Here is a 16,840-nt window from a genome sequence, read left to right on the forward strand (position 1 = left end):
AGCGTTTCCGACCTCCCGCCTCGCCCCCTCCTCGTGCCGGCAGTAACCGCTCATCGCCTCGGATTAAAGAAGTTCGATCTAACGTCAGATACGCCTAGGCTCCCCGGGGATGCCTGGTCACGCGGTACGGCTCCGCAGGGGAATGCTATCTCCACTGCCAACCGGCTCGGCAATCCGCGTACCGCCGAGACGATACCCGGGCGATCTTTCATGGCATCTTCTTTCTTCTGCTCGAACATCTTCCGGCTCAGGACAGCTCTGATCTTAGCCATGCTGTCAGCCTTCATGGCCGGCCCTGCACGGGCGGAGCGGGTCAGCCTGCTGGGACTGAACCTATCGGGAGCTGGGTTTGCTTCGCAGGTCCTGCCGGGGGTGAACGGCACCCACTACATTTTTCCCACGGAAAGCTACTTCAGTCAGTGGAGCGGCCGAGGGGTTAAGCTGATTCGCTTCCCCATTCTCTGGGAACGGCTACAACCCGTGCTAGGCGGCCCACTGGACCCTACCTATGCGGCACTGATCGATCGCACCTTCAACTACGCGCAAAAGTACGACATCAAGATCATCCTGGACCTGCATAACTACATGCGCTATCGCGGTGTAGTGATAGGCACAGGCAACGTGTCCTATATGCACTACAAGGATGTGCTCGTTCGCATCGCTCAACGCTGGAGCACCCAGTCGTCGCTGTACGCCTACGACATCATGAACGAGCCCCATGATGCGGTGGCTCAATGGGCCACTGCGGCGCAGTACGGTATCGACGGCGTTCGATCCATCGATTCGGTTCGCCCCATCATGATCGAGGGCAACGGCTGGGCCGAGGCCACTCGCTGGCCACAATGGAACGATACGTTGCTGGGGCTCAAAGACCCGGCAAACAACCTGATTTATCAGGCCCACGTGTACTTCGACGGTGTAGGCGGCGGGGGCAACTACACCAACACAAGCGCCGCGGCCTACGGAGATAATTTTGGCGTGGAGCGGGTCAAGCCATTCGTCGAATGGCTCAAGAAGAATGGTAAGCGAGGCATGATCGGTGAGTTTGGCGTACCGGACTCGGATGGTCGCTGGAACGTCATCATGGGCAACATGTTGGCCTATCTGAAGCAAAATTGCATGCCGGCCATTTACTGGGCGGCGGGTCCTGGCTGGGCCAACTACAACCTATCGGTAGAACCAGTAAACGGGGTAGAACGACCGCAGTGGCCAACCCTTAAGAAATACCTCGATGACACCAGTTGCACGGGCATCGGACCTGTTCAAATAACCCAGGGCGCGATCGCTAAACCAAACGCGAACAGTGCTTACGCCGGCACGGTGAAGCAGCTCTATATTGACTACCTAGGAAGAGAGGCGGAACCCGCTGGCCTAAGCTATTGGACCGGCCTGCTGGACAGCGGGACCATGTCGCTGGCATCCGTGATCAACTCGTTTTTCAATAGTGGCGAATACCAAAACCGCAGTTATGTATGGCAGCTCTATAACAGCTACATGGGCCGCATAGCCGATCAAGCCGGACTGGCCTACTGGGCCGGACTGCTTAACTCCGGCACGATGACGCGTGAACAGGTGAAGTCCGCTATTTTGCATAGCGACGAAGCCATGAGTGTGGCACGGGACGGCGTGGTCCAGGCCTATCGTACCTATCTGGGCAGAGAGCCGGATGGTAGCGGCATGAATTATTGGGTACAGCAGATCACCGATGGAAACGCCACGTTGGATAACGCTATCGCTGCGATGAAGAGCAGTGAGGAATATAGATTGCGTCAGCACTAGCGGCCAAATTGATATGAGTAGCGTCACGCCTATCGGCGATGCTTTCAAATGCCGAGCGCTTGCCATTGGTTTGAGCTCGATACGCTGACCATTCTGAAAAGGGCATCTGCGCCACCTTTGAGGACTGCTGAGTCCCAGTTGCAGTAGCAGCCTCAGAGCGTTAAATTTCGGTAGCCATGGTCAATCCCATGGCCGGGTGTAGCAACCTGACAAACCAAGGCGCGGCAGCGTCATAGCCCACAGCCAATGCTCAGCATCTGGTTGTGCGCATCCTATGGCGGGCCGTGCGGGGCAGGCTTCGGCCTGGCCGGTTCCCTTGGTTCCCGGTTTGCTACCCCCGTACGGTCCGCCTCCATACCGCGTAGCAACGGTGGTGGCGGCTCCTTAACCGAACCAAGGAGCAGCATGAACATGCATCGTCTTCCTTTTAAGCTCGCGCCCCTCCCTTGCCTTACCTCGTTGCGTTGTACCTCCATTGTGGAGGTGAGCAATGGCTGAGACGAAAGGTGCGATCCTTCCCTTCCCCGTCAGCCCAGCCTTGTTACGACAGCCTGAGTTCACCCGGGAGTCGCCAGAGACAGACGCGGATATACGGGCTTCAATGCTCAGCGACCTGTTGGATCGCCTAGCCAACGATCAGGGCAACGCGGATAGCCCAACAGACCTACGTCAGCGAATTTCGGCCTATATGGCTCGAGATCTACTCGATGAAATGGTGACGCTCTATCGCAGAGCGCTATCAGAGGCTCGTCACCCCTAGGGGAGGAGACCGCTGAGCGTCGCTCGTGTGGCGCTCAGCTGTCCATGAGATTGTGACGGCTAGAAAAGCCTATGGGCTTTGGCGAGGAATTTCTCTAAGGCCGCTACCACCGCTTGTTCATCAGCGTAGGCTGCAAATCTGTAGTCGAGACGCGACCTGGCCATGGATACTCCGCAGCCAGGTCACTTGGCTTCGTGACTTGAGCTTCTTTCTACCCTTCCTTCAGCCAGCGCTCGAACGTCGCGCCCTGTGCTCCATCCAGCTGTGGAGCGTAGTAAACCAGCCGTAGATGGCGGTCCACATCGACTGTAAGCGTCGTGTGTTCAAAAACCATCTGGCCTATTCCATCGAGCCGGAAGTATCGAATCCCTTGGCAGGGCCCATGGATGTCCTGGCGATTCCACCAGTCACAAAATTCTGGGGCTACCCGCTCTAGGTCCTTTACCAGTCCCACGATGTCTGCGTCCTGGGTTCCCTGAACAAAATCGCGCCGGAAGCTCGAAAACATCTGGACTGCCTGATCCTCCCATGGGTCGAGAAGCTGGCGTAGCCGCTTGGACGTAAACAGCATCCAGAGCAAATTACGTCGCTCAGGGATCTGCTCCGAAAAGCCAAACAGTCGGTCGGCCGCGTCATTCCAAGCCAACACATCCCAGCGCAGGTTCAAGACGTAGGACGGGCGGGCATCCAGATCCTCTATCAACCGGATAATCAGGGGCGGAACCACGCACCACGTCCTGCCGGGCTCACACGGTGGCCGCTGTTGGGCGAGTAGATAGAGATGACGACGCTCCGTGGCATCGAGCTTGAGTGCACGGGATAGATTGTCCAGAAAAGTCGAGGACACGCTGATTTCTCGGCCTTGTTCGAGCCAGGTGTACCAACTGAGACCCACTCGTGCCAGCGTCGCTACCTCTTCACGCCGTAACCCAGGTGTCCGTCGCCGCCCACCGGACGGCAACCCAACCTCTTCAGGCGTCAGCCGCTCCCGGCGGCTTCTTAGAAACTCTGCAAGCTCAATCCGAGAACGCTCCAAAGACCGTGCCGCCGGCATGCCATTACTCCTAGTAACAGTATAAGCAGCCAAATTGTAACAGGCTTAAAAGGGTGCGAAGAATAGCGCGTCCTGGCGCCGAGTGCCTTATGTCAGGGCTGTCGCGCGAGGAGGAACAGACGCGCTTGCTATTACTGTCTAGGAGTCAAACGGATGTACAACACGCTCTTGCATCAGAAGTTGGAAGCCCTCAAACAGGCCAACCAGTACCGTACCTTTACGACCTTGAACCGCCTGTGTGGTCGCTACCCTCTGGCTCGCCTTGCCGACGGCTCGCAATTACCAATCGTGATGTGGTGCAGCAATGACTACCTGGGCATGTCCCAGCATTCCAAGGTACGGAGCGCCATGCACGAGGCCTTGGATGCCTACGGTGCCGGCTCGGGAGGTTCGCGCAACATTGGGGGCTCACATGCGTTGTACGGACAATTAGAGCAAAGCTTGGCCGACTGGCACGGTAAGGAAGCGGCATTGGTGTTTCCTACCGGCTTCGGGTCTAACGAGGCCACCCTGCAGTGTCTGCTGCGGGAGCTGCCCGAATGCGTGGTGATCAGTGATGAGCGTAACCATGCCTCGATCATCAACGGCATCCGCTCAACCTCAAATGAGCGCCATATCTTCCGGCACAACGATCTCGAGCATTTGGAGCAACTGCTACAGACCTACCCCCATGACCGGCCCAAAATCATTGTCTTCGAGTCGATTTACTCCATGGACGGCGATGTCGCACCTGTTAAGGAAATTGTTGCACTGGCCAAGCGATACAACGCTCTAAGCTACCTCGACGAAGTACATGCGGTAGGGATGTATGGGCCTAGGGGTGCCGGTGTTGCGGCTGAACTAGGCATTGCGGAGCAGGTAGACATTATCCAAGGCACTATGGCTAAAGCCATTGGTGTCATCGGTGGCTATATCGCCGCAAGCTCCGTCATCATCGATGCTGTACGTTCCTTTGCAACGGGCTTCATCTTCACCACGTCCCTGCCGCCCGCGGTAACGGCGGGCTGCCTTAAGAGTATCGAACACCTCAAGGACAGTGACGCAGAACGGCAGCGACTGCACGCGCATACCGCCAAGCTGCGCGGCAAGCTTCTGGAACAGGACATCCCCGTCATGCCCTGCTCACGCACCCACATCTTGCCGGTACTAATCGGCGATGCCGAGCGTTGCAAAGCGGCTGCAGGACACCTTCTGCAAACCCATCACATTTATCTGCAGCCGATCAATTTTCCTTCGGTCGCCGTAGGCACGGAACGTTTCCGCGTTAACGCAACGCCCAATCATAGCGATGAGCAGATCGAGCAATTGGCTCTTGCCTTACGAGAAACCTTCGAGCATTTCGCCATTCCTTTTGCCTCCCAACGGATTGGTGCGGAGGTTGCCTGATGAGCATCTCTTACGGCATCCGTCGTGCTACGCCTGACGACATTCCTGCTCTTATCGAGCTTAGAGCCCATCTACTCGATGCCGGCGGAGCGCCTTACGCCAGCCGTACACCCGCAGACACTGAGCGTTGGCGCAGGGCCTACCCGCTTTGGCTGGCCACCCGTCTTGAAGGGTCAGATCGGGTACTCATCCTGTGCGCTGAGCATAAGTACACCAAAGCCATACTTGGCTGCGCCACAGGCATCATTGATGACCGCGCCCCGGCTCCCGACTGTCTTAATGGACGATCGGGTTGGGTTCAATCGGTTGCCGTAGCGCCTGAGCTACGCCGCTGCGGTATCGCAAAGGCACTCATGCAGCGGCTTCTAGACTGGTTCAGGACGCGCCAAGTGAACTCAGTCGCTCTACAAACTACGCCTGCTGCTACCTCGCTCTACCAGATGCTCGGATTCGCCTCGACTGGCGAAGCCCTATTGGTACGTGCGGAGGGCCGGCCATGAACGTCCTGATCATCGGCCTGGGCTATGCCGGTCACCGTTTTTGGCGTGCCTTTGAACACCTGTCCGTCAGTACTGGCATGCCCTTGCGCTTGGCGTATGTTGATCGGAAACCCAAGGCACCAGAGCTGCCATTCTTTCCTACGGTGGCGTCCGCGCTTCATCACTTCGAGCCCCACATCGTTGTGGTCAGCGTCAACGATGAAAGTCATGCACGAATCTTGGCAGAGCTAAGCGGATATCGCGGCTTCGTGCTGTGCGAGAAACCACTCGTTACTCCCGCTGACGATCTGACACCCATTGCCGAGCAGCTAAGTCAGGTGAGTGGTTTTGCCTTGGATTTGGTAGAACGGTACTCACCCGCCACACAATCTCTGCGTCGGCAGATCAGCGCACAGGGTTGGTCGCTGGTGAGGGCCAGCTTTCACTGGGGTAAGGACCGGCTCAATGACTACCGCCCTACCTGCGGTGTCACCAGTGAAGTCATCCATGCGCTGGATCTGGTGTCGTGGATCTGCTCCTCTGCTGATCCTTTGCATATTCAAGATGTGCTCGGAGTACGTTCGGACTTCTCGATTTCCGGACATTCCGTGTTGGATACCGTCTCTCTCACCGGAACGTTGGGCCAGGCCACACTCGCAGGCTATGCCAGCTTCGTGAACATCATGCGTCAGCGCACGGTGGACTTCAGCTTCATCGATCAAGAACAGCGAGTCATTCAGGCGCGCCTGGTCTTCGATACGCCATCCTGGGATCAGGATTATCTGCGAATTTGGACGCGCAATGATCAAGGGCGGGAGCAACTGATCGATGAACAGTGTTTTAGCCCTGCCCAACCCGGACTCGAAACCCTACACAAGCTGAGTCGCCTCTGCCGCCACGTAGTGCGATGGGTATCCCTTCGCGAGATGCCCTCACAGCCCTTTGCAGACCTGCAAACGGCTATCGCTCTACAGCACCAGCTTAACCTGATTGAAACCTCAGCCCGTTGCCCTGCTCCAGCCTGCTATGCCCCTTACGGGAACCGCAGCCTGCTGCCGGAAATGAGTGACTTGGAAACTTTGGGCTGACTTCAAAGGAGATTGCCAATGTGTGGCATTACTGGCTGGCTGTCTTTCAGCCAAGATCTTAACCTCCAGCGTTCTACCTTGGAGCGCATGACCGAAACGATGACGCGCCGAGGACCTGACGCAGGCGGTCTGTGGATTGATGGACCAATTGGACTCGGACATCGACGCCTCTCCATCATTGACCTCGAAGGCGGTCGCCAGCCAATGACGGCGGCCTTCGGCTGCGACCCTGAGGCGGTAGCCATCACCTACAGTGGCGAGGTCTATAACTTCCAGGACCTCCGGCGTGATCTGCAAGTACTCGGACATCAGTTCGAAACCCGCAGCGACACCGAGGTCGTCCTGCACGCCTATCTGGAGTGGGGCTATGACTTCGTCGAACGACTCAATGGCATGTACGCCTTCGCGATCTGGAACAGACGCAAGCAAGAACTGCTACTGGTCCGTGACCGGATGGGGGTCAAGCCACTCTATTACTTTCCAACTGCCGATGGCGTGATTTTTGGCTCCGCGCCCAAAGCCTTGCTGGCGAACCCTCTGGTACCTCGCAAGATTCAAGCAGACGGTCTGCGTGAAATTCTTGAGATGGTGAAAACCCCAGGGCAGGCCATCTTTGCTGGCATGCGCGAAGTGCTACCCGGCGAATGGATCAGGATTGCCCGCAATGGTCTGCAACGGCAGCGTTACTGGAAGCTTGAAGCACGGGAGCACGAGCACTCGTTGGACCAGACCATCGGCCATACGCGTGATCTACTCGAAGACATAGTTGAGCGTCAGGTCGTTTCGGATGTGCCCTTGTGTAGTCTGCTTTCAGGCGGACTCGACTCCTCTATCATCACAGCGCTGGCATCGCGCAAGCTGCTTGCAGCGGGAAAAGAGAACATCCGCTCTTTCTCGTTGGATTTCGCTGATCATGGCCAGGGCTTCGCAAGCGATGCTGTTCGAGGCACGCCCGATGCACCCTTTGTGAAGGACTTAGTGCAGCAGATCCAGTCCCACCATGGTGAGGTCGTCCTAGACAGTCGGGAACTTGCCGATCCGCAGCTGCGGGCGCAGGTTATCCAGGCATTGGACCTACCCCCTGCCTATTGGGGCGATATGTGGCCGTCGCTCTATCGACTCTTTAAAGAGGTCCGACAGCATTCTACTGTCGCTTTGTCCGGGGAAAGCGCAGACGAAGTGTTCGGCGGCTATCGCTGGTTCCACGATCCAGCTGCTATCCAAGCGCATACTTTTCCCTGGCTGACGTCCGTGACGGAGAAATATTTCGACGGCAAGACGTTGTTCGATCCAGGCTTACTAAACCATCTGGATATGCAGAGTTTCCTACAGGATAGCTATTCGCAGGCTATTGCTGAGGCGCCTGGCTTGCCGAGCGAGGCCGCCGGTGATCGTCGGATGCGGGAGATGAGCTACGTCAACCTGACCCGTTTTGTACAGACGCTACTAGATCGCAAGGACCGGATGAGCATGGCGGTTGGACTGGAAGTAAGGGTGCCATTCTGTGACCACCGCTTGGTCGAATATGCGTTCAACATCCCCTGGCAGATGAAGGCCTTCGACGGTAGAGAAAAGAGCATTCTGCGCGCGGCGACACGCGACCTTCTGCCAGCGTCCATCGTCGAGCGCGTGAAGAGCCCCTACCCCTCGACGCAAGATCCCGCTTACGAGCAGGGGCTACGCAGAGCCCTAGCCGCTATCCGGGATGACTCGAATGCGCCCGTCCGCCCCTTCCTCGACTTCACCCGTGTAGAGGCAGCGTTAGAAAGGCCCCTTGGCGCCCACTCGCCTATGTATGACCGCATGGGTATGGAACTCGCTGTCGGGCTTGATACTTGGCTGCGGGAGTACGACGTCAGCGTCGAGCTTTTCTAGCTACTTGGGCGACCGCCGCGTCGCCCCTTCACTTCCTAGTTACCGACTCACCTCCGTGAGGACTTTGTCATGCCTTCAAATCGTACTTCACCCACCTATCTCATCGCCCTGGGCGCCTTCGCCCTTGGGATGGCCTCCTATGTGACAGCAGGGCTCATCCCGCTCATCCAAAGCTCCCTCTCAGTATCAGTAGCCATGGCGGCCCAATTGGTTACCGCCTTTACCCTTGCTTATGGCATCGGCTCGCCTGTGTTCGTCGCCCTTGTGCCGCCCAACCGGCAACGTGCTGGACTGTTACTCGCCCTACTGGTCTTCGTACTGGCAAACGCAGGAAGCGCCCTTTCTGATAGCTTTCTGACGCTTGTAGTTTGCCGCGCAATCGCCGGTATTGGTGCCGGTGTCTACCTCGCCATGGGCATTGCTGCCGCCGCATCGCTCTCTACTCCGGAGCGCCGCGGCAAAGGTATCGCCGTAATTTTGGGCGGCATGGCCAGCGGTGTGGTCCTTGGTGTACCGCTGAGTTTGCTATTGGCTGACCAATGGGGCTGGCAAGCAGCTCTATGGTTGATCACGCTCCTGGGCGCTGTGAGCTGGGCGGGCCTTTACCTGCGTCTGCCAGCGCTACCCAAGGCGACCGCCAGCTCCCTTGGCCAAAAACTCGCCATGCTCAGCGATGGCCGAGTCCTGACCATTTTGCTCGTGTCGTTTCTAGCGGCCGTATCCAGCCTCGGCATGTATACCTTCATCGCCCCTCTGCTGTCCGACCCTGCCTACGGTGGTATCCACTCTGTCACGCCCTACCTCTGGGTATGGGGTATCGGCGGTGTACTAGGAAGTTTCCTGATTGGCCCCCTGGTTGATCGCGTTCGTGATGCGGTGCTGACCCTAGGGATCATGGTCGTTCTGGCACTGTCTCTGCTTTTTCTTCCTCAAACCGCACAGTGGAATCAGTGGCTTGTCATGCTGCCCATTGCCGCTTGGGGCGCGGTCGGCTGGGCCCTGCAGGTACCGCAGAACAACGAGCTGATCCAGGCGCGCCAACACCATGGTGATGGCAACCTTGCAGTGGCCTTGAATGAATCAGCCTTGTACGTGGGTAGCGCTCTTGGTGCGGCTGCAGGCGGGTTCGTTCTACTGCTCGAACAACCGGTCGGGAATCTCGCGCTCTACGCTGCCGGCGTAGCCGCACTTGGCGCCATTGCCCAACTGTTCCTGCTACGCCAGAAAGACACGGCATCCAAACACACCTATCTCGATTCTAAACACTGACCAAAGGAGAAAGGCGGTGGAGCTGCGCCACTTACGCTGTTTCATCGCCGTAGCAGAAGAACGTCATTTTGCCTGGGCAGCGGCACGACTGCATATCGAGCAGTCGGTTTAGGGAGAGCGCCAGAAGCGATTTAACCCTGGTATCTCCTGTTGGTCGTGCGCTATGAGGGCGTTTCCACCGACGGTGGCACCGTTTGCAGGCGCCACGGAGACCGGACCTATTCACTCCAACTCAATTGACCTTACGTCTGCCATGCACACGTATCCTCATGAAGCCGCCGGCTCTGACGAGCCGGTCAAACCTGACTCGCTTGACCCGCTGGCCCGATCAGTTTCCGGCGATGCCGAATCCCATTCCTCTCGACAGGGTGCGCCCGCTAAGGCTCAGCAAGATGGCCAGGTAGAAGATTCTCGCCTGGAGCCTGAAACGTACAAGGCAGGAGCGGCCTACGAGTCACTCCGGATTGTCACCCTCGACGAACTGCGTCCCTTTGATCATAACCCCCGTACGGTAAGGAATCCGGCCTATGACGAGATCAAGGCCTCGATCCGCGAGCGTGGTCTGGACAGCGTACCTGTCATCACGCGGCGTACTGGCGAGTCTCACTACATCATCTACAGCGGAGGTAATACGCGCCTGTCGATCCTGCGCGAGCTCTATGCCGAAACCGGTGAGGAGCGCTTTTTCCGGCTGACTTGCCGGTATCGTCCGTGGACCGAGCGTGGCGAGTTGGAGGCACTGACGGGCCACCTGGCCGAGAATGAACTCCGTGGCAGCCTGACCTTCATCGAACGCGCCAAAGCCATCCAACGGGCGCAAGCGCTTTACGAGCAAGAAGCCGGACGCACCCTCTCCCAATCCGAACTCTCGCGGCGCCTCAACTCGGATGGCTATCCCGTTCGCCAATCCCACATCAGTCGTATGCAGGAAGCGTTGCGCTATCTGCTCCCTGCCATACCCACCGTGCTGTACGCCGGCCTTGGACGGCATCAAGTGGAACGCCTTGCGATTCTAAGACGGGCGTGCGAACGCACCTGGCAGCGTCTGGCAAACCACCGCGAACGTCACACCTTTGCCGAATTGTTCCAACACGTATTGGCGCAGTTTGATTCCACGGGCGAGCACTTTTGCCCACGACGCGTACAGGACGAGCTGATCGCACAAATGGCAGCAGCGCTCGGGATGCATTACGAGGCGCTGGCACTGGACATCGATCAACAGGAAACGCGCCAACGTGCGCTCTCGCAAACGCCACCGCTCACTCCGCATGTGCCGGGACAGACACCCAATGAGACCGGTTCGGGTACTACTCCACGGCTCATGGCCATTCAACAGTTGATTGCCCGCCATACCGATGAGCCCTTCGCGCAGCCGGGAAACACGTCTCACATGGCTCAACCTTCTCTAGGCAGAGATGAGTCCAGTCACTCTTTGACGTGCGTTGAATCAGTGCGGCCTCAAGCTGAGCGCTTGCGGGAGCAAATTGCACACCTTGCGCAGCAGCTGGCTCGAAACGCAGGTGTCGAGCCCTACGTGAGCGACCAGACAAGTCACCTGGGCTTCTCCTGTACGTGGCCGAGCGATGCTCATGCCCTGCAGCCCACCGCGCGTACCGTGTTGATCCTGCTCCACGCGCTCACTGGCACCGCTCAGGCGCTACCCCTGGTCGACCGTGCAGCCCTTGCCGATGGACTCGGCGCGCTCTTGCAGGGTCAGGCGGGCGAGATCGCCCCACTAAGTGCACCTTCGCTCTCACTGCTATTCCGGCTCATCCGCCACACCCGTCGCCTCAACCGCCTAGAGGCCGGTTCTTTCTCTTGATCCTGTGCAATGTTCCGAGAACCTCTGTCATGCCGACCAGCCACCCTCTGAACCAAGCCGTACTGACCCAAGCCCTGCATCACTTACATCACGGCGAGCTTCGCCGCTGCCAAGCGATGGGATTTGACGAGGAGGAGCTGGCCGCCCTGAAGCAGCCAGACCTGGTCAGCCTTCTGGTAAACGCGCCAGTCTCATGGTGCACGGTGTCGATCAATCGCGACGTGATCAAACGTCTGCTTGGACAATCTGCCGATGTGAGTCAGGAAATCGCGCAGATTGATCGCATGCTGTGTCTGGGCAGTAGCAGCGAGATGGTCAGTCATCGCTTCGGGCTCACCCACCAAGAGGTTGCCTTACGCCGCAAGGTGCTGGGCTTACCCAAGCGCAAAGGCCGTTATCCTGCGCTGGACGATGCGCAGGACGCCGCACTCTGGCGGCAATGGAAAACCAAGGTAGCGCAGCGAGGGCTATCAACCGACGACGAGACCGCCATGCTTGAGCTGGCCATGGAGCTCGCTGAGGCGCATGAAGTACCGCTGGCCGTTCTATGGTCGTCGGTTCGTCGCTGGACCGGTCAATAGGGAGCGTAGGCATGGCCCACGAGGCGTTGCGGCGCGCGACTCCCGCGCCCCTGACAGCTGTCTTCAATGACGTCCTGCGCACCCTCAAACCATCCCCAAAGGCGGACGGCACGCCCCAGGATGGTTTCCTCTACAGCGGTAACCGCCACGACAGCCTACCGCGCGCGCTCCTGCTTGATCGGCGCCTGACGCCGCTAGAGCGCAACGCCTGGCAGGTTTTGCACGTGCTGCTGGATCGCAGCGGCCTGACAGCCTTTCCGACCTACGAGCGGCTCCGTCCGTACTTGGCGGTCATGCCTTGCGCCGCGCAAGCGTCCAATGAAACCGTAGCGCGCGCTCTGGCCCTCCTCCGACTGACGCGCTGGCTGAGCCTCGTCAGGCGACAACGTGATCCTCACACCGGCCGTATCCAGGGCAACCTCTATGTCCTGCACGATGAGCCTCTCACGCCGTTCGAAGCAATCCAGCTGGATCCGGACTATCTGAAGCTGGTGAGCCAAGCGCTGAGCCACGCGGCGAAGGCAGTGCAAGTGGTTGCGCGACAGGTGCTGAAGGAGGTGACTGAAGATCCGCAGGTGATCCAGCGGAGCCTTCCCACTCGCCTGCAGATCATTGCTCAACGTCTCGCTCAGCAGGGTTGGACGGACAAAGGCGTACTGGCGGTAACGGACCCTGAAATCCCAAAATCCGAAGACAGTACATCCACACCGCCTTCGGATTCCGAAGCAGGTGCAATCCCTGATTCTGACGACGCCCTTCGGAATCCGAAGGCAGACCGTACTGTACGTAAAGTAGATAAAGAATTAGTACGTACGAAGAGGACTGTGTCTAACGACCTCGTACTCCCCCCACGCTTTCTTGCTCTTGACCGTGAACAACAGTCCGGCGCCCTGGCGGCCCTCAAGCCAGTGGAGCCTGCACAGCGACAGGCGATTCTTGATGAATGGGCGGCCCGCTGCGAGCGCTCCGCGGTTCGCAATCCAGCAGGCTACCTGTTCGGCATCATCCAGAAAGCCCTGCGTGGCGAATTCAACCGCGCTGCAGCGCCCACCCCAACTCCAACCCCAACCCCACCACCACTGCCGCCTGAGCCGACCCCGATCATTTCTGCCGAATCGTCACCGGCACGCGCGCGCCAAACGTCACGAAATCCTGAGGTAGGTCGGGCTCACTTGGACCAACTGCGATCAGCGCTGCGCCTTCCTCCGCGGGACGCTATCCCTAGGGGATAGCTCATCGACCAAGGGCACAGGTCATCCCGCATATGGGCAGATCAACAAAACGGTCCTGACATGACCGACCACGCGCCTCCTTGCTGAGCTATCCCCAGGGGATAGCTCGAGAACTCCCAGAAGGGGTCGTGGTAACGGGATCTACGGTACTCAACTCAGCGCCATTGTCCTTTGGAAGCTATTCCCTGGGGATAGCTTCAGGACTCATGCTGGATGTAGACCTCTCACTATCTTGGCTTCCTGCATGGGCTGCCGTGCAGTCGCGGACCTGATCTATCCCCTGGGGATAGGTGGCGGGACTCAAGATAAATCACACGTCTTGGATCAATGTCGCCTAGCTCAGTGAGGCTTTTCCCGAAGCTATCCCCAGGGGATAGCTATCACACGGCTCGCAACCGACGCGTTTAGCTAACACTTAGCGAAAACGGGTTAAGCCCCAGTACGCCTTAATCGCAGCCTCAAGACGGCTCTGCATTGGAAAGTAGCGACTCGCCTTCTCGGGAGTCTTCCATGCGCGCACCCTACGCCACCGCTTGCCTCATACCCGCCTGCGCAGGGGCGGCCCTAGGCCTACTGGTCCAAGGCTGTACCCCACTGCCATCCGACCCAGAAAGCGCGCTGTCCGACACCCCTCCTGTGCGCTCGCCAGCGCCCGTACCGGAACAGGATGTTTTGGTTGTCCGCCAGGGACGCTACACCCTGGTCGAGCAAGGACCTGAACTCGCTCAACGCAACCTGATGCGTCAGGTAGTGGACGTTTCCATTCCCACCGGCGCCGACCGTACCGTGGGCGATGCCCTGCGCTACGTGCTGATCCGCTCCGGCTTTTCGCTGTGCGAGACGCAAGAGGCGGCTCTGCTCTATGCGCTGCCCTTGCCGGCCGCACACCTGCAGTTGGGACCGCTGCCGCTGCGTGACGCCCTGCAGACCCTGGCAGGCCCTGCCTGGACGCTACAGGTTGATTCGCTCGCTCGGCGTGTGTGCTTTGCACCTGCGCCCACCCATCCAACCGAGGGCCGGCCATCGTGAGGGTGCGAACGTCTTTTCTGGCCATGCGTGCTGATCATCTACAACGCCTGGGCGGCGCCGCCTGGTTACTCGCACTCAGCATCCTGATCGTGCATGACCACATGGGCCAATCGCGCCTGCGTCAGCAACTAGCGCAACACGATGACCAGCCGGACCTTCATGCACTGCAGGCGGACATGGTTACCCTCAGCGCCCGACTGGATGCCCTGCCAACGCCAGAGCGCCTGGTCAGCCCGACCGAGCTGAGCGCGGTACGCGAGGACCTTGAAGCCAGCCTGGCTGCCGTTGTCCAGCAACAGGAAAAGCATGCCCAGGCTGCGGACATGCTGACCTTGCAACAACGCACTGACCGACTTGAAGCTCGGTTGCAGACCCTGATGCACCAAGCAACGGCACCTCGCGAAAAGCGCCAAACACCGGCACGACCTGCGCCAAAGACCAAGGCGTCCAAACCGCCCTTTCAGCTACTCGGTGCAGAGCAACGTGGCGGCCACACCTTTCTGTCCCTGTTACCTGCTCATCAAAAAGGGCTCAACGCCGTCACGCTGCTCCGCGTGGGCGAGTCCTTTGGCCAATGGCAGCTCACCGGCTTGACCCAGGACACCGCGACATTTCGGGTGGATGGCCAGGTGCGGCGTCTGCCGCTACCTGGAGGAGACACGCGATGACGCAATGGTTACCCACTACCGCGTTGCTCAGCCTGATCCTTAGCTCTCTTCAGGCTGTTCAGGCATCTCCTGCGCCCGCCTCCCACGAACAGACGCGTTGGAGCGATACCCAACACAGCCAACTCATGCTGAGCGAGGACGCACAGGCCCGGGCCTGGGGTCTGCAGGCCAGTGACTGGGTCCGCTATCGCGAGCTGATGCAGGGGCCGCTAGGTATCTACGCGCCGAACCTGGACCCGCTGACCGCCCTGGGTATCGAGGCACGCAGTGACGAAGAGCGTGCGCGCTATGCGGAGTTGCAGGTCAGAGCCGAGGCCCGACGCGTCGAGAAACTGCTGACCTATCAGCGCGCCTACGACGCTGCCTGGCAGCGCCTTGCACCTGACTTGCAGCGGGTCACGCTCGAGGACGCCAACGTGGCAGACGAAGCGCGCCTTTCCGTGTTCGTCAAAGCGGACTGCCCGCCCTGCCTTGAACGTGTCCGGCAGTTGCAGGCACAAGGTCGGGCCTTCGACCTGTACCTGGTGGATAGTAAAGGCGATGACGCACGACTACGGCGTTGGGCGCGTCAGGCGCGCCTGGATCCCACGCGGGTTCAGCAGCGGACCATCACCCTCAACCATGACAATGGCCGCTTTCAGTCACTAGGTCTTGCCGGCGAATTGCCCGTCGTCGCACAGCGGGTGAATGGACAATGGCAGCGACAGTAGCCACGCCAACAAGGCGCCGTCGAGTCCTCGCTGGCCTGGCGTTTTTGTTGTCGGCTATGGTCAGCGTCGCCACCTGGGCGCAACCTCAGCTGCCGCCTCCGGCCTATCAGCTTGCAGCCCAGCAAGCCGGCGTTCCCTCTCTGGTTCTGTACGCCATAGCACTGCAGGAAAGCGGCCGACGCTGGCAAGGACGGTCAGTGCCGTGGCCCTGGACCCTGAACGTGGCTGGCGAGGCCAAGCGGTTTGCCAATCGCCATACGGCGTGCACCAGCCTGCTTCAGGCCATGGACACTACTCCAGACCGCAAAATCGACGTGGGTCTCGGCCAGATCAACCTGGGTTACCACCGCCATCGCGTCAGCCGTCCTTGTGACTTGCTAGACCCCTATCTAAACCTTGCCATTGCCGCTGCAATCCTCGTCGAGCAGCGTGCAGCTGTACCTGACTGGCCAGCCGCTATCGGCCGCTACCACCGCCCGGCCGGCGGCGCCCTTGCCGCACGCTATCAGCGCCTCGTCCAAGCGCATCTGGATCGCCTACGGGGTCAGGTAGCCAAGGGGCTGCAGGTGGGAGAGCTGCCGTGAGACCTGGGTTCGGAAGACGCTCGCTGTTCGTACTCGGTACGGGATGGCTATCCCTGCAAGCAGTGGCGGACCCACTCATCGTGGTAGGTCTCGAGGGAGGTGTGTCCACCCAGCCGTACTTCGAGCCGTTCAAGCGGATAGCTTCACCACGCACGGCCACTGTGCCCCCTTTTCCTGCCGATGCTTATGAGGCTGAGGCCGCCATGCTACCGGTGCGGTCACAAAGTCTGACTCCAGGCGAAGCTTCGACACGAGCGCTCCAGGCACCTGGGCTTAGCCCGCTGTTTCTCATCGGTGATGATGAGTACTCACGTCATTGGCTGCGCCAGCAGCGGCGTCGTTTGAAGGAGCAGCAGGCTATCGGCCTGGTGGTTAATGTCGACACTGCCGCGGCCTTGGCCGAACTTCGGCGCCTGGCCCCCGACCTCACTCTCATTCCAACCTCGGGGGATGACCTCGCCCAACTCCTGGGGCTGCACCACTACCCTGTGCTGCTCCTGCCAATGGCGGATGATAGGTAGCGC

At 59.3% G+C, this 16,840-nt stretch carries 14 protein-coding genes and 2 pseudogenes; 15 read left to right on the plus strand and 1 reads right to left on the minus strand.

Features of this window, described 5'->3' with window-relative positions:
* Nucleotides 1-210: 210 nt before the first annotated feature.
* Nucleotides 211-1,779 (plus strand): cellulase family glycosylhydrolase, encoded by a 1,569-nt coding sequence (locus ACUCV0_RS11490; protein ID WP_482212734.1) that lies wholly within the window; start codon nucleotides 211-213, stop codon nucleotides 1,777-1,779.
* A 971-nt stretch (nucleotides 1,780-2,750) separates the two neighbouring features.
* Here the strand turns inward: ACUCV0_RS11490 and ACUCV0_RS11495 are convergent.
* On the minus strand, nucleotides 2,751-3,593 hold the full coding sequence (locus tag ACUCV0_RS11495; RefSeq protein ID WP_482212735.1) for a helix-turn-helix transcriptional regulator: 843 nt from the start codon (nucleotides 3,591-3,593) through the stop codon (nucleotides 2,751-2,753).
* Nucleotides 3,594-3,746: 153 nt separating this feature from the next.
* On the opposite strand from ACUCV0_RS11495, the gene hemA reads away from it, so the two are divergent.
* The 14 genes and pseudogenes from hemA (at nucleotide 3,747) to ACUCV0_RS11565 (ending at nucleotide 16,837) form a co-directional block, all read left to right on the plus strand.
* A complete protein-coding gene (gene hemA, locus ACUCV0_RS11500; RefSeq protein ID WP_482212736.1) occupies nucleotides 3,747-4,979 on the plus strand; it encodes a 5-aminolevulinate synthase in 1,233 nt (410 codons plus the stop codon).
* Entirely contained in the window at nucleotides 4,979-5,479 is a 501-nt protein-coding gene (locus tag ACUCV0_RS11505; RefSeq protein ID WP_482212737.1) for an N-acetyltransferase family protein, read from the plus strand. The genes hemA and ACUCV0_RS11505 overlap by 1 nt, the downstream gene beginning before the upstream one ends.
* Nucleotides 5,476-6,546: a Gfo/Idh/MocA family oxidoreductase gene (locus ACUCV0_RS11510; RefSeq protein WP_482212738.1), complete on the plus strand. Its 1,071-nt coding sequence runs from the start codon at nucleotides 5,476-5,478 to the stop codon at nucleotides 6,544-6,546. The genes ACUCV0_RS11505 and ACUCV0_RS11510 overlap by 4 nt, the downstream gene beginning before the upstream one ends.
* A gap of 18 nt (nucleotides 6,547-6,564) precedes the next feature.
* The gene (gene asnB, locus ACUCV0_RS11515; RefSeq protein ID WP_482212739.1) at nucleotides 6,565-8,421 is read left to right on the plus strand and encodes an asparagine synthase (glutamine-hydrolyzing); all 1,857 of its coding nucleotides are present in this window, start codon (nucleotides 6,565-6,567) and stop codon (nucleotides 8,419-8,421) included.
* Nucleotides 8,422-8,490: 69 nt separating this feature from the next.
* Nucleotides 8,491-9,690 carry an MFS transporter gene (locus ACUCV0_RS11520; protein ID WP_482212740.1) on the plus strand — a complete coding sequence of 400 codons (1,200 nt, stop codon included), beginning with the start codon at nucleotides 8,491-8,493 and terminating at the stop codon, nucleotides 9,688-9,690.
* 16 nt (nucleotides 9,691-9,706) lie between these two features.
* Nucleotides 9,707-9,793, plus strand: a pseudogene (locus ACUCV0_RS11525) (LysR family transcriptional regulator); the annotation flags it as partial.
* 150 nt (nucleotides 9,794-9,943) lie between these two features.
* Nucleotides 9,944-11,008 (plus strand): annotated as a pseudogene (locus tag ACUCV0_RS11530) (ParB family protein); the annotation flags it as partial.
* Between the two features lie 533 nt (nucleotides 11,009-11,541).
* The gene (locus ACUCV0_RS11535) at nucleotides 11,542-12,093 is read left to right on the plus strand and encodes a DUF2857 domain-containing protein (protein WP_482212741.1); all 552 of its coding nucleotides are present in this window, start codon (nucleotides 11,542-11,544) and stop codon (nucleotides 12,091-12,093) included.
* An 11-nt stretch (nucleotides 12,094-12,104) separates the two neighbouring features.
* Complete coding sequence (locus ACUCV0_RS11540) at nucleotides 12,105-13,325, plus strand: STY4528 family pathogenicity island replication protein (RefSeq protein WP_482212742.1); 1,221 nt, start codon at nucleotides 12,105-12,107, stop codon at nucleotides 13,323-13,325.
* Nucleotides 13,326-13,835: 510 nt separating this feature from the next.
* A complete protein-coding gene (gene pilL2 / locus ACUCV0_RS11545; protein ID WP_482212743.1) occupies nucleotides 13,836-14,354 on the plus strand; it encodes a PFGI-1 class ICE element type IV pilus protein PilL2 in 519 nt (172 codons plus the stop codon).
* Nucleotides 14,355-14,377: 23 nt separating this feature from the next.
* Nucleotides 14,378-15,022, plus strand: coding sequence for a hypothetical protein (locus tag ACUCV0_RS11550; RefSeq protein ID WP_482212744.1), 645 nt, complete (start codon nucleotides 14,378-14,380; stop codon nucleotides 15,020-15,022).
* Nucleotides 15,019-15,732: a TIGR03759 family integrating conjugative element protein gene (locus tag ACUCV0_RS11555; RefSeq protein ID WP_482212745.1), complete on the plus strand. Its 714-nt coding sequence runs from the start codon at nucleotides 15,019-15,021 to the stop codon at nucleotides 15,730-15,732. Before ACUCV0_RS11550 ends, ACUCV0_RS11555 begins: the two co-directional genes overlap by 4 nt.
* Nucleotides 15,717-16,316, plus strand: a complete 600-nt coding sequence (locus ACUCV0_RS11560) for a transglycosylase SLT domain-containing protein (protein ID WP_482212746.1) — start codon at nucleotides 15,717-15,719, stop codon at nucleotides 16,314-16,316. The genes ACUCV0_RS11555 and ACUCV0_RS11560 overlap by 16 nt, the downstream gene beginning before the upstream one ends.
* Nucleotides 16,313-16,837, plus strand: coding sequence for an integrating conjugative element protein (locus ACUCV0_RS11565; protein WP_482212747.1), 525 nt, complete (start codon nucleotides 16,313-16,315; stop codon nucleotides 16,835-16,837). Before ACUCV0_RS11560 ends, ACUCV0_RS11565 begins: the two co-directional genes overlap by 4 nt.
* The last annotated feature ends 3 nt before the right edge of the window (nucleotides 16,838-16,840 follow it).

This window comes from Pseudomonas sp. VMV1 (genome assembly GCF_056790235.1).

Coding starts and splice junctions, on each gene's coding strand:
- ACUCV0_RS11490 (WP_482212734.1), top strand. CDS start 211: ATGGCATCTTCTTTCTTCTGCTCGAACATCTTCCGGCTCAGGACAGCT.
- ACUCV0_RS11495 (WP_482212735.1), bottom strand. CDS start 3,593: ATGCCGGCGGCACGGTCTTTGGAGCGTTCTCGGATTGAGCTTGCAGAG.
- hemA (WP_482212736.1), top strand. CDS start 3,747: ATGTACAACACGCTCTTGCATCAGAAGTTGGAAGCCCTCAAACAGGCC.
- ACUCV0_RS11505 (WP_482212737.1), top strand. CDS start 4,979: ATGAGCATCTCTTACGGCATCCGTCGTGCTACGCCTGACGACATTCCT.
- ACUCV0_RS11510 (WP_482212738.1), top strand. CDS start 5,476: ATGAACGTCCTGATCATCGGCCTGGGCTATGCCGGTCACCGTTTTTGG.
- asnB (WP_482212739.1), top strand. CDS start 6,565: ATGTGTGGCATTACTGGCTGGCTGTCTTTCAGCCAAGATCTTAACCTC.
- ACUCV0_RS11520 (WP_482212740.1), top strand. CDS start 8,491: ATGCCTTCAAATCGTACTTCACCCACCTATCTCATCGCCCTGGGCGCC.
- ACUCV0_RS11535 (WP_482212741.1), top strand. CDS start 11,542: ATGCCGACCAGCCACCCTCTGAACCAAGCCGTACTGACCCAAGCCCTG.
- ACUCV0_RS11540 (WP_482212742.1), top strand. CDS start 12,105: ATGGCCCACGAGGCGTTGCGGCGCGCGACTCCCGCGCCCCTGACAGCT.
- pilL2 (WP_482212743.1), top strand. CDS start 13,836: ATGCGCGCACCCTACGCCACCGCTTGCCTCATACCCGCCTGCGCAGGG.
- ACUCV0_RS11550 (WP_482212744.1), top strand. CDS start 14,378: ATGCGTGCTGATCATCTACAACGCCTGGGCGGCGCCGCCTGGTTACTC.
- ACUCV0_RS11555 (WP_482212745.1), top strand. CDS start 15,019: ATGACGCAATGGTTACCCACTACCGCGTTGCTCAGCCTGATCCTTAGC.
- ACUCV0_RS11560 (WP_482212746.1), top strand. CDS start 15,717: ATGGCAGCGACAGTAGCCACGCCAACAAGGCGCCGTCGAGTCCTCGCT.